At 45.5% G+C, this 13,348-nt stretch carries 9 protein-coding genes; 6 read left to right on the top strand and 3 right to left on the bottom strand.

What is annotated here, in order from left to right:
- Nucleotides 1-2 precede the first annotated feature (2 nt).
- On the bottom strand, nt 3-731 hold the full coding sequence (locus TY15_RS12575) for an amino acid ABC transporter ATP-binding protein (RefSeq protein ID WP_040207482.1): 729 nt from the start codon (nt 729-731) through the stop codon (nt 3-5).
- Nucleotides 732-1,278: 547 nt separating this feature from the next.
- Here TY15_RS12575 and TY15_RS12570 point away from each other — a divergent pair.
- The gene (locus tag TY15_RS12570) at nt 1,279-2,055 is read left to right on the top strand and encodes an REP-associated tyrosine transposase (RefSeq protein WP_040207483.1); all 777 of its coding nucleotides are present in this window, start codon (nt 1,279-1,281) and stop codon (nt 2,053-2,055) included.
- Between the two features lie 112 nt (nt 2,056-2,167).
- Here TY15_RS12570 and TY15_RS12565 read toward each other — a convergent pair whose 3' ends face one another.
- Together TY15_RS12565 and TY15_RS24920 are read right to left on the bottom strand one after the other, a co-directional pair.
- On the bottom strand, nt 2,168-2,305 hold the full coding sequence (locus TY15_RS12565) for a YvrJ family protein (RefSeq protein ID WP_040207484.1): 138 nt from the start codon (nt 2,303-2,305) through the stop codon (nt 2,168-2,170).
- Between the two features lie 152 nt (nt 2,306-2,457).
- The gene (locus TY15_RS24920) at nt 2,458-7,422 is read right to left on the bottom strand and encodes a LysM peptidoglycan-binding domain-containing protein (protein ID WP_081799406.1); all 4,965 of its coding nucleotides are present in this window, start codon (nt 7,420-7,422) and stop codon (nt 2,458-2,460) included.
- A gap of 274 nt (nt 7,423-7,696) precedes the next feature.
- Between TY15_RS24920 and TY15_RS12550 the strand changes: the two genes are divergently transcribed.
- The 5 genes from TY15_RS12550 to TY15_RS12530 all read left to right on the top strand — a co-directional run bounded on the left by TY15_RS12550 (nt 7,697) and on the right by TY15_RS12530 (nt 13,284).
- On the top strand, nt 7,697-8,761 hold the full coding sequence (locus TY15_RS12550; RefSeq protein ID WP_040207485.1) for an FUSC family protein: 1,065 nt from the start codon (nt 7,697-7,699) through the stop codon (nt 8,759-8,761).
- Between the two features lie 154 nt (nt 8,762-8,915).
- Nucleotides 8,916-9,119: a DUF3311 domain-containing protein gene (locus TY15_RS12545; RefSeq protein ID WP_040207486.1), complete on the top strand. Its 204-nt coding sequence runs from the start codon at nt 8,916-8,918 to the stop codon at nt 9,117-9,119.
- The gene (locus TY15_RS12540; RefSeq protein WP_040207487.1) at nt 9,119-10,618 is read left to right on the top strand and encodes a sodium:solute symporter family protein; all 1,500 of its coding nucleotides are present in this window, start codon (nt 9,119-9,121) and stop codon (nt 10,616-10,618) included. The genes TY15_RS12545 and TY15_RS12540 overlap by 1 nt, the downstream gene beginning before the upstream one ends.
- Before the next feature lie 215 nt (nt 10,619-10,833).
- Nucleotides 10,834-12,021, top strand: a complete 1,188-nt coding sequence (locus TY15_RS12535; protein ID WP_244440923.1) for an amidohydrolase — start codon at nt 10,834-10,836, stop codon at nt 12,019-12,021.
- 60 nt (nt 12,022-12,081) lie between these two features.
- Entirely contained in the window at nt 12,082-13,284 is a 1,203-nt protein-coding gene (locus TY15_RS12530) for a M20 metallopeptidase family protein (RefSeq protein ID WP_081799405.1), read from the top strand.
- Nucleotides 13,285-13,348: the final 64 nt, after the last annotated feature.

The raw sequence follows: 13,348 nt of genomic DNA, 5'->3' as shown, positions 1-13,348 counted from the left end.
AATTAATGATTTAAAATACGGCTGAGAAATAAGCGAGCCCGTTCTTCACGCGGATTCTCATAAAATTCAGCCGGAACTGCTTCTTCTAATATTCGGCCTGCATCCATAAAGACGATACGGTCGGCAACCTCTCTGGCAAAGCCCATTTCGTGGGTGACGACGACCATTGTCATGCCCTCCTTGGCGAGAGTTTTCATGACGTCTAGGACCTCGCCGATCATTTCGGGATCAAGGGCTGAGGTTGGTTCATCGAACAGCATGATCTCCGGTTTCATGGCCAGACCGCGGGCAATGGCCACCCGTTGCTGCTGGCCTCCAGAAAGCTGGGATGGATAGGAATCAGCCTTATCCAATATTCCTACCTTTTCGAGATAATGTTTGGCTGTTTCCTTCGCTTCTTTTTCGGATTGGCCCAATGCTTTCATCGGTGCTAGAGTGATATTTTCAAGCACTGTTTTGTGGGGATATAAGTAAAAGTGTTGAAAAACCATGCCAATATTGCGTCTTAACTTATTGATATCTGTTTTTTTATCCCCAACTGATATCTCATTCACGGTGAGTGTCCCGTCTGAGATGGTTTCCAGATGATTGATACAGCGCAATAAGGTACTTTTTCCTGAACCGGATGGACCGATTACGACGACTACTTCACCTTGATTGATTGTGAGATTAATATCTTTTAAGACTTGAAAATCGCCATAAAACTTATTTACCTGATTAAATACAATCATGCTTGACCTCCTGATATAACCCAATTAAAAACACAAATCCTAATTTTAGTAATTTTCAGAATAACTTAAATTATATTGATATTTTGTCGAATTGTCAAATCGTGACAATTGAACCATGAACTAGGGGTGAGCCAGGGGACGGTTCTCCTGGCTTTTTTCAAGGGGTACGGGTATCTCCAACAGACTGGTTGAAGTGGAAATGGGATGAAATAATTTGGAAATTAGTGTATGATAGGGTTGCCGGCAATAGTTTCCTTGTGTTCATCCGCTGAAGATTCCCTCAAGTGTGACTTCACCTTTAAGAACATCTCATTATTCCTTGTCTTTACCACCTTATTAACTCACCCGTTCTATTATTCGAATTTTTAAAAACATGCCCCTATGATCCAACCTTCTTTTGTCTATCCCAAAACACTCATCATCTGCCTTTTATTTTAGAAATATAGAAATTTAAGGAGGAATCGAAACATGTTGGTCCAAGTTACAAGTTGTTTTTTTAGAGAAAAAAAGCAAATGAGAAGTTTGCTGTTTTCCTGTGGTGATGAAGATGCCGCGAAGCGCTAGAGTGAAAAGCGGGACTGGTGTCTACCATATTATCCTGAGAGGTGCCAATCGGCAGGAATTCTTTCATGATGACGAGGATTGCTGGAGCTTTCTTGGGATTTTGCATAAATATAAGCTGAAGTCGAAGGTGGAGATTTACGGTTGGTGTTTGATGAGTAACCATGTCCATCTGCTGTTAAAAGAGGGCGATGAGGATCTATCGATCACAATGAAGCGAATCGGTGTTAGTTTTGTTTTGTACTACAATGGGAAGTACGAAACATCTGGACATCTGTTTCAGGATCGGTTCAAGAGTGAGAATGTAGAGGATGTTCGATACTTATTCACCGTGATTAGATACATCCATCAAAATCCACTTAAAGCTGGAATGGTCAAGCGGATCGATGACTGGAGGTGGAGCAGCTGTCGGCACTATTATGGTGCAAATGATGAGTTAAGAAAGCTGCTAGACGATGAGTTTATCTTGGGGATGTTTTCTGAGAATCTGACGCAGGCCAGAGAGAGATTTAGGGAATTTAATGAAATGCGTACTGCGGATCAATGTCTTGATGACCAGGTGCATGTGAGAAGATTGACAGATGAACAAGCACGGGAAGTGATTAGAGAGTTACTAGATGGAATCGATATCACCCAAGTAAAGAGTTTACCGAGATCTAAAAGGAATGAAATTCTGAGAAAAACAAAGGAAATCAACAGGCTGTCACAACGCCAGACCGCGAGAATCTTGGGTGTTTCACGGGCATTAATCTCGAGGGCGTGACTAGGGGGGAATCATGCGTGGCCATGGGTGGCCATGGGGACGGTTCTGGTGGCTTTTTTTGTAGTCTGAATTAATCCTTTTTGTGCCAGGAGAACCGTCCCCCTGGCACACGTCACCCTTTCATTCGGTCGGGTAGATTTTGGATCGACTGTACCACTAAATCTAGCTTTGATTCAATCCGGTAAAGTAGATAAAGGGTTACGGCGATGGGGAAGCCCACTTCGCTAATGACAGGAATGATTTGGTCCACTGTTTTCTCCTCCTTTCGCTTTCTATATATAGAAATGGAGCTCAAAAGGACAGGGGCATTAAAAAAGGACCATGGGGCCGGTTCTCATGGTCCAATCTAATTTGATTTGAGTTGAGTTGAGCCAGGAGAACCGTCCCCCTGGCTCCCCTGGCTCAACTCGGAATATTCAATATTTGGCCGATGTAAATTGAGTCGGTTGTTAGGTTATTGGCTGCTTTTAGGGCTGTTACGGTTGTGTTGTATCGTTTTGCGATGACGGATAATGAATCGCCGGAAACGACTGTATATTTGCTGACCGTTGGTGCTGTCGGGCTGTTACTTGTGGTGATCGCCAATTTTTGGCCAACAGCAATCGTGTCGGTCGTTAAATGATTTTCGTCTTTAATTGCTGTGACCGTGGTATTATAGCGCTTCGCAATCACTGATAACGAGTCACCGGCGACAACTGTATAGGTTACCGTTGAAACAGCTGGAGCTGGTGCTGTCGTCACGGGTTCATCCACTGTCTGTGCTGGGGCTGGCACGGTCACGGGTTCAGTAACCGAGTCAGCTGGAGCTGTTGTTGTGACGGGCAGCTTTAGTGTTTGTCCAATATAAATCGTGTCCGAGCTCAGATTGTTTATTTCTTTTATAGCACTAACGGTTGTTTGATTGCGGCTGGCAATCACCGACAGACTATCACCGGCAACAACGATATAAGGGGTGTACGTTTGAACAACTGGTACAGTCGGTGGAGTGTAGACCGGTGATGTGACTGGTACGGTCGATGGCAGGGAAGTAGCATAGCTATTCCAAACCTCTTTGACTTCTTGTGTAATGCTCCAGTTTCCTACGCCCCGAAGATTGTATTTTCCAATGAGAGCTAGTTTTTGCGTAATCGATGCTTCATTTTCGTACCAGATCGTATAGGTTCCAGGGGCTAAGACTGTACCGCCGACACTGGTTTGTGGGTCACCCGGTTTGATCGTAATCACGGCTTTAGGTGATTGACTCGCCGCGTCATACACGACTGTTCCATGATACTTGGCAATTAAATCTTCCACTTGTGTATTGGAGATTCCAAACCCTCCGTATGACTGACCTTCAATCCAGTAGCGCCCATAGTGGGCAATCCCAACGACAATTTTATCAGGGGCAACATTTTGTTTGATGGCATATTGAATCGACTTTTCTACCCATTTGCCACTTGCGACAGGGCCAGCCACTCCCCCAGGATAGCTTTCGTCATAACTCATAATCATCAGGTAATCGGCGTATTTTGCCAAATTCGTATAATCGTACGAGCCATGCCAACCAGTTGTCCAGCCATTCGGATTGGCCGCAACGGCAACGGATACTTCCTTCGATAGCGGAATCTTTTCACGTAAGAGACGCACAAACTCGGTATAGTTTTCACGGTCTGCTTCCGTTACATTTTCGATATCGACATTGACCCCATCTAGATTATAGCGGGCAACGGCATCGGCGATTTGCTGGGAAGCCAGTTCCTTATTTTGCAGCATCGCCCGGCCCACGTTCCTATCCCAATGGTTACTCAAGAAGGGGACGACGCGAACGCCTTGTTGGTGCATGGCAGTGATAAAGGCAGTGTCGATACTATAGGTGAGCTTCAAGGTCCCATTTGTATTGATATCGAAATAGCTTGGTGACACCGTGTTGACAGAGCCTGTTTGATTGACTAGTTGAGCATAATCCTTCGTATTACCGGAGTACAAATAACCAAGGTTAACTACTTCACTCGCCGTTACGGGCAAGCGGAGGAGTTGATTGGGGGTGATCACATCGCTTGTTAAATGGTTCAGGGCCTTCAGCGCATCGACTGTCGTGTTATACCGCTTGGCAATCGAATCAAGAGTTTCCCCAGCAGCGACGGTATGACTGTTAAGATTAGCGGTTACAGCCGTACTGCTATTTCCGGCAAGGTCTGTTTGCGACACAGAGGCAGTTTGGATCTCGGCTGATTTTGCCGCATCGACGGGAATCTTTATTGAATAAAATCCCGTTCGATCAGCAGTGGCTGTGGTCGAGCCTAGCTCTATACCGGCTGCATTTAAAATGGCGGCACGAATCGTCGCATTTGCTTCCGCCGTTCCCATAATCGTATAGACATTTTGTTGATTTTCAAGATTGAAGCCATTTTTCGAGATAATCGGGTTGGCAACGACTGTATCTTTTTGGATCAAATAAGTTTGAGCCGTCCCGGTATTTCCCGCTTTGTCTGTTGGTGTGACGGCCAAGGAAAGAGGCCCATCCTTCAAACTGGATAAATCGAAATTAGTTGTAAAGGTCCCGTTTGTAATGGTTGCGGTTTTGGTAATCGTCGTTACGCCGTCGCTGATCACCAGCTGTACTTGGGCCCCCTCGTCAACACTTGTGCCCCCAACCGAATATTGACTCTTAGTCAGGTTATTCACATACGGAGGAAGCGTGGACAAAGCGACGGTTGGTGCTGTGCTATCCTTCACGAGTGTTATCGGTTGGAGCTGCCCGGTATTACCGGCAGAATCAGTTGCGAGGAAAGAAACCTTGATATCTCCCTCTTTAAACGCACTCATGTCGAACGGGACAGTAAATTTTCCGTTCGCATCGGTTGTAATCGTTTTTGTCACGTTAGTTCCGTTGTCCGCCACGAGAATCTCGAGCTGGACGAATGGCTCAGCCGTCCCGCTGATTTGATACTTGCTCATGTTTCCGCTAAAAATGGTTGGCAGTGAATCAAGAATTAAGCTTGTTGGCTCCTTCGTATCCTTCGACAGGGTTTTGGTCGTAACGGTGCTGCTATTTCCAGCCTGGTCCGCCAGCACGATGTCGAAACGCACATCTCCATCTTGGAGGGAAGAAAGATCAACCGGAATTCTAAACTCTCCGTTTTCATTGACCTGTTCCTTCACTTCCACCGTTTTTCCTGTTGCATCCGACACTTTAATCGTCGCTTGTGATTTTGATTCGCCTGTTCCGGTTAGTAAAAAAGAGCTTTGATTTGTTTTGCTGATAATAAAATTGTTATTGAGAATCGCCGTTCCAGGTGCTGTTGCATCTTTGATGATCGTCGCCTTTGCTGTTTGGCTCTGACTCCCGACTGCACTTGATTGAATCGCTGTAATCGTTAAAGGCATATCAAGAAGGGAGCGAACATCCACATTGGCTTGAAATTCGCCGTTTGCGTTCACCAAGGCTGTCGTGCGAACATCTGGATGGATACCATCAGAAACCGCTAGATTCACAGTCGAATTTGGCCGTGCGGTTCCAAAGATGCTGTAATTTCCTGCATTTTGACTATTAACGATCTGGGTACTTCCAATCACCGGAGCGGCTAAGTTTGTATCCTTTATAATCGATGCTTGCCGTACGGTGCTCGTGTTACCAGACGGATCGATTGCACGAACGGTGATCGTTAGTGCGCCATCCTTTAACAAGCTTAAGTCTACATTGGAGCGGAACTCACCAAATTCATTCGCCGTGGCGGTCGTGCTGAGGGGAGGGTTTACACCGTCAGAAACCGTCATTTCCACCTTTACAGCAGGATCTGTTACGCCAAAAAGCGTATAATTTTTTACATTATCAATCGTGACCTGTTGCGTAGAATCGATGACAGGGTCAGCAACAAAGGTATCCTTCGTTACTTGTAAGCGGCTTTCCGTACTGCGATTCCCTGCAAGGTCGGTGGCCGTGGCCACGACTGTGATCGACCCATCCGGTAACGAAGATACATCCACTTTCGTTTCGAATCTGCCGCTCGCATCGGCTTTGACAGTACCGGAAACGGGCGGATTGCTTCCATTCGTTAGCGTAAGGCTTACCGACGAATTGGCTTCTGCCGTACCAGAAATCGTATAGCCAGCTTGATTTTTCATCGAGATCGTTTCAGTTGTGTTGAGTTTAGGGACAGCTGGTGCGACCGTATCGGCAATCGCAGCAGGAATTACTAGTTTCTGCCCAACATAAATCGTATCGGTTGTTAATTGGTTCGTGGTTTTAATAGATTCAACGGTGGTATTGAAATGTTTGGCAATCAGCGATAGATAGTCACCTGATACGACTGTATAGGTGGTAGTATTGTCTTGGATTACCGGTTCTTCCGGTTGGACTTGTGTTGCTTGTGTTGTTGGGATGCTTAATGATTGGCCCACAAAAATAATATCCGAGCTTAAGTTATTTTGCACCTTGATTTCTTCGACCGTTGTGGCATATTTCTTGGCAATTAATGATAAGGAATCGCCGGAAACCACCGTATACGTCATATTGGTGGGAGCCGGACTGGTAACCGTTGTGTTGGTTGGCGGTGAAGCAGGCTCCGTCACAGCTGGTGCTTGTGGCGTAGAAGTGCCTGAGCTTGTTTGGATTTGTGGGACTTTTAACACTTGCCCAATAAAAATCGTATCAGTTGTAAGTTGGTTTAAGGTACGAATCGCGTCGACGGTTGTATTTAATTTTTTGGCAATAACTGACAACGAATCACCTCCGACCACCGTATACGTGCTTGTTGCGGTGGTGGTTACAACTGGTGGCGGGGTTGTGGTCACTGGATTGACTACCGGTTCTCGTGGAATCCGGAGTTTTTGCCCTACAATAATGGTATCACTCTTGAGTTGATTATAGGATCGGATGGCTGCACTGGATGTGTTAAATCGCGTCGCAATCGATGAAAGGCGATCTCCGGAGACGACAGTATATGTATAATAAGGCAGCTTTAATACCTGACCAATGTAAATAGTATCCGAGGTTAATCCATTAACAGTCTTAATCGACGTGGTGGAGACATTTAATCGTTTTGCGATCACTGACAAACTATCACCGGACTGGACGGTATATTGATCGTATAGATTGGATGGCAGTACTTGATTCGTTGTGGTTTGTGCTGCGCTGGCGCGGTTTCCTGTTGGCCCTAAATAAATGGTCGACACAAGGATGGTACCGAGGATCACTTTTGCTGCGGTAATGTTTTTATAAGGGAATTTCTCACGAACTAAGCCAGTGATTTTTTCTTGCAGACTGGTCCTGTTTTTTTGCAGGCTCCCCAGTTCGCCAGAAAACTCCTCCATTGAGGGATTCAAATAGATCACAATTGTATAATCATTTTGGCCAGGGATTAATTCATAGCGGCTAATTTCCATCATCAACACCTCATGGTATAGATTAACCTTCAGCCATAAACTTTATTCTTGAAAGATGAGCCATGGGGAGCCATGGGGACGGTTCTTGTGGCTTTTTTTTGCTTGAAGATAGTATAGTAATAAATAATTCTCTGTGGTTAAGACAAAAAAGTCCTTTAGAGTGGAAAATATAGTTGTAAATGACCATGAAACCTGTATTTGTGGTTCGAACTAATCCCATTTGTGCCAGGAGAACCGTCCCCCTGGCACCCCTGGCAATAGGAGGTTGAGTAGGACAATGGATCAGGATAAGGAAGTATTATCGAAGCGGGCTGGAGGCGCGGAGAGGAAGTTTGATTTGTCGCACACTGTGGCGGGGTTGGTGGGAATGGCTGGATCGCTTGTGCTTGGTTATTATTTCAATAATTTGATTTTTGGGCTATTGGCTTCCTTCGGTGCGATGGTCGTAAGCGGGGCAGCATCGGGTGAGACCATCCGGCAGCGGACTATCGAGTTGACTCGTGCGATGATCGCAGGGACTTCGGCTGTGTTCATGGGTACTCTGATTGGCGGTCTGGGCTGGCTGACAGGGGGATGCATTGTGATCATTTCCATGCTAGCCGCCTTATTGGGCGGCATGAGCAGACCTGCAGCGATTGCCAGTACGCAGTTTATGATGTTCACCATCATCGGGACGAGTATGGGTGGAGGAGAGCTTCATCCGGATTCATACAAATTGCCGCTATATTTTGCTACGGGCTCGATGTTTGGGCTGATCGTAGCATTGATCGCCACATTCCTGCTGCCAGCAGCATCAAGAAGGATCGTAACATCCCCAGCTTCCCATCGAATCATCAGTCAGAAGCTGTTGAAGCGGTGGTGGCATTCCTTAAAACATTTTTCGGGCTGGCAATTCACACTTCGGGTGGCACTGTGTATGTCGGCGGCAGAAGTGATCGGTATTTTTTTCCAATTAGAAAAATCCTATTGGATTGCACTCACCGTCGCCATCGTCCTGCAGCGTAATGTCGATTCAGCGCTTACACGGTCGGTACAACGCGGTATTGGTACCGCTGCCGGTGTCATACTGGCTGGCTTGCTGCTGGTTTGGACGCTCCCACCATGGGGCGATGTGCTCATGGTGGGGATCATTGCCGCGTTGCGTCCCATTTTTAAGAATCGCAACTATGCGGTCTATTCCATGCTGATGACCCCGATGATGGTCGTGATGTTTAGCATCGGCAGAACAGTGACAGGAGCGTTGCTGCTCGAAAGACTCCTCGATACAATCATTGGCTGCGGCCTGTCCATCGTATTGGGCTGCTATATTTGGAGCGGGAAAAAGGTGTCAGGCACCAAGTAAGTCTTATGGTGGAATTTTTAGAATCTTTTAAATTTTTCTTGTAATCTCTACCAAAAATAGTTATGATAGTGAACATGAAAAATTATTCAGCGATAATATATTTATTTTTCGAATAATCACTAAAATTAACTATTATTTGGCAGGAGGTTTCAACATGGGTAAAAAATTCATCCTGATAGTATTGATCGTACTCCCATTTATTTCACAGTTAGTAGTCTTACCTTTCGTCAATCGTATCGATCCGATTGTGTTGGGATTACCGTTTCTTCAATTTTGGTTCTTTTTATGGATCGTGTTAACTCCTTTATGTACGTTAGCCATCTATCGGATTCAAAAAGCGGAAGGGAGTCTTGACTAATGCATGGAAATTTGACGGCCTTATTAATCACTGTATTCGTTGTCCTGACCGTTGTGTTAATTGGCTTTTTGGCGGGGCGAAATAAATCGTCGAGAAGCTCGGTAGAGGAATGGTCGGTTGGCGGCAGGCGCTTTGGCGGTTTGCTCGTTTGGTTTTTAGTAGGGGCTGATTTATATACCGCCTATACTTTTTTAGGACTGACAAGTACGGCCTATTCCGGCGGAAGTCTTGCGTTCTTTGCAATTCCTTATTGTGTGATCGCCTATTTTGTTTCTTACTTTTACCTGCCTAAACTGTGGAAAGTAGCAAATAAATTTAAGCTGACCACACTAGCTGATTATGCGAGAGAGCGTTTTGATAGTAAATTTCTTTCTGCGCTGATTGCGGTGGTCGGTGTAGCGATGCTCATCCCGTATATTGATTTGCAGTTAGCAGGGATCCAAGATACGCTTCGCGTAGCGGGAACCGGTTATATTAATGTGAAGGTGGTCGTTATTACGTCCTTCCTGCTTGTGGCTCTGTTTACATTCTTTAGCGGAATCAAAGGTCCTACCTATACGGCCATCATTAAAGATGTTCTGGTTTGGGCGATCATGTTATTTCTCGTCGTGTCTCTGCCGATTATCCATTTTGGCGGCTGGAGCCCGATGATTGACACTCTTGTGAAGGAATCACCGCAAATGCTGACGATTCCAACTTCCGGCCCGAAAGGTATTCCGTGGTTCATGACAGCCTCGCTCATTTCGGCCTTGGCATTATTTATGTGGGCACATGGGGCAACAGGTGTATTTACGGCTAAAAGTGCAGACGCCGTTCGAAAAAATGCGATGTTCCTGCCACTATACAATGTCGTGCTAATTTTGGTTATTTTCCTAGGCTTTGTCGCTTACCATGTCTTGCCGCAAGGAAGCGATCCGCGTTTCGCCTTTTTAAATCTTATTCAAGTTTCTTACGGGGGAGTAGGACAAGGCTTAGCCTATTCAACGATTGCCTTAGCATCGTTAATCCCATGCTCGATTATGGCAATTGGGGCCTCCAATTTATTTGCTAACAACATTTATCGTGATTTAATCAACCCGAAGGTAAGCAGCGCGAAATTAACGCTGGTCACGCGTTCGATGGTATTTGTCGTGATTGGGCTTGCCTTATTATTTGGCCTGTTATTCCCAACAGCACTTGTATCCTTGCAGCTTCTTGGGGTTTCAGGAATGGTGCAAATTTTCCCTGCCATAGTTGTTAGCTTATTCTGGAAAAATTTAACGAAGGAAGCGACAACGATTGGCTTGCTTGTCGGATTGATCACCACGTTTACCGTGTATGGGACAGGCAGCTCTCATGGTATTTATGAAGGGTTCTGGGGCTTGTCCGCGAACGTAGTAGCCATCATTCTTTTCAATCCATTCTTCGCGGCGAAAGCCAAACAGCGTACCAACGCGGTTAAACAGTTTCTGTTTACACCAGCGAAAAATGTCGCAGGTAAAATTAAAAAGGGAGCATAACAGACTAACACAATTAAAAGGTCAGGGAGATTTCTATTAGAAGTCTCCCTGGCCTTTTTGGTTGGACCAAAATATTCCCTGCCCCGTAGGTCTCTCAATTTAACAAAATACTCTTATATTGGCACTTTTTTATTATTCGGAATTTTCAGTTGTTTTCTATTGCCCTTTTTCTCTAAAATGAGCTTGAAGACAAGAATTTAGAGGAGGGAATATTATTGATTGAAAAAATGGTGAAAACTCAGGAATTGGTGGAAGCAGTTGAAAATGAAGTCATTGAGTGGAGGAGACATTTTCACGAAAACCCCGAGCTTTCATTTCAAGAGGTTGAAACTTCCAAGTACGTGTATGAGAAGCTGCAATCATTTGGGAATATTGACGTTTCTTGGGTTACGCCTACGAGTGTAATGGGACGGCTCATTGGTCAGCAGCCAGGCAAAGTCCTTGGTTTAAGAGCAGACATGGATGCTTTGCCAATCCTCGAAGAAACAGGGCTGCCGTTTGCCTCGAAAAAGAGCAACATTATGCATGCCTGTGGACATGATGGACATACGGCCATGCTTTTAGGAGCAGCGAAAGTACTTTCCCAATTGAAGGATGAAATGAAGGGGGAAATCCGCTTTTTCTTCCAGCATGCGGAGGAACTATTCCCTGGTGGAGCATCGGAAATGGTGAAAGAGGGAGTAACCGAAGGAATTGATGGGGTGGTCGGTCTTCATCTTGCCTCCCAAATTCCTTTAGGGAAATTTTTTGTCACCTATGGTCCTGCAACGGCAGCAAGTGATGCCTTTGATATCATCATCCAGGGCAGGGGCGGCCATGGTTCAGCGCCGAACGCCACGGTGGATCCTATTGCCATCGGGGTACAGGTTGTTAACGGAATCAATCAAATTATTTCACGAAAAGTAGACGCCAGTCAACGAGCCGTCATTTCTGTGACAAAGTTTCAAGGAGGAACCGCTAATAATGTTATCCCTGACAGGATCACACTTGGGGGGACCGTTCGTACCTTTGATCCGGAAGTTCGCAAGCAAATTCCCGTTTGGATTGAAAAGATTACAAAAGGGCTTACTGAGGCAAATGATGCTTCATATCAATTTGACTATCAGCTTGGCTATTCCTCTGTTGTGAATGAGGAAAAAATCACGTCATTGGTGGAACAGACGATTGTGGAAACCTTTGGTGAATGTAATCGCGTCATTTCACAAGCAATTATGGGAGGTGAGGATTTCTCAGCATTCTCTGCGGAAGCTCCAGGGTGTTTTGTATTCTTAGGTGCTGGCAGTGAAAAAGTGGAAGAAAATTATCCTCATCACCATCCTAAATTCGATGTCAAGGAAGAGGCCTTTATCCTTGGTGTGAATTACTTTGTGCAATCGGCATTAAAATTCTTGAACGAAAACTAAACGGAGTACGCTCGCACGATTGGAGATTTCCGAGCACAAATTTAAAGGGAGGGTATCGCTGTGATTGAGAAAATCGTTGATATTCAAAAATTGGTTGAAGCGGTTGAAGAGGAAGTAATCCAATGGCGCAGGCATTTCCACGAAAATCCTGAGCTTTCTTTTGAAGAGGTGGAAACATCAAACTATGTTTTTGAAAAATTACACTCTTTTGGTCAAATCGAAGTAACTCGGGTAACACCTACAAGTGTGATGGGACGGCTGCGTGGCTCTCAACCAGGAAAAGTACTTGGTCTGAGAGCGGATATGGATGCCCTGCCAATCCAGGAGGAAACAGGGCTGCCGTTTGCTTCCAAAAAAAGCAACATCATGCACGCCTGTGGACATGATGGGCACACGGCCATGCTTCTTGGCGCAGCAAAAGTACTCTCGCAATTGCAGGATGAAATAAAAGGGGAGATCCGCTTTTACTTCCAGCATGCGGAGGAACTATTCCCTGGTGGAGCATCTGAAATGGTAAAGGCGGGCGTGACGGAGGGAATCGATGGTGTCATTGGTCTTCATCTTGGTTCTCAAGGGCCTTTAGGGAAGTTTTCCCTCTGCTATGGCGATGTAACAGCAGCATGTGATGATTTTGACATTGTCATTCAGGGCAGGGGTGGTCATGGTTCGGCACCGAATGAAACAGTGGACCCTATTGCCATCGGCGTGCAGCTTGTGAACGGAATAAATCAGCTGATTTCTCGGAAAGTGGATGCCAGTCAGCGGGCCGTTATTTCTGTCACACAATTCCACGGAGGAACTGCCAATAATGTCATCCCAGATCGTGTCACAATTGGGGGCACCGTTCGAATGTTTGATCCCGAAATTCGGAAGCAGATTCCTGTTTGGATTGAAAAGCTAACAAAGGGATTGACGGAGGCTCACAATGCCAGCTATCAGTTGGATTATCGGTTTGGATACAGTCCAGTTATAAATGAAGAAAAGATTACCGAATTGGTTGAACGAACGCTTGTGGCAACCTTTGGGGAAGAGAACTGTGTAAGATCTCAGGCGATTATGGGAAGTGAAGATTTTTCGGCATTTGCAGAGGCCGCTCCGGGATGCTTTGCCTTTTTGGGAGCGGGAAGCGCAGATCCTGCCGATAATTACCCGCATCATCACCCTAAATTTGATGTGAAAGAAGAAGCATTGATTCTAGGTGTAAACTATTATGTAAGGACCGCATTAACCTATTTGGTTGAAACCTCCCCTGTCATGAAGTAGTCAGAAAAAGGGGAGAAGATAACGGAAAAGAGGTTCCTCCTTTCCGCTGTCTTCTCCCTTATGA

The sequence above is a fragment of the Neobacillus jeddahensis genome, assembly GCF_000612625.1.
Lineage (GTDB): Bacteria > Bacillota > Bacilli > Bacillales > Cytobacillaceae > Neobacillus > Neobacillus jeddahensis.
This window is presented reverse-complemented; position numbering and strand designations above follow the sequence as displayed.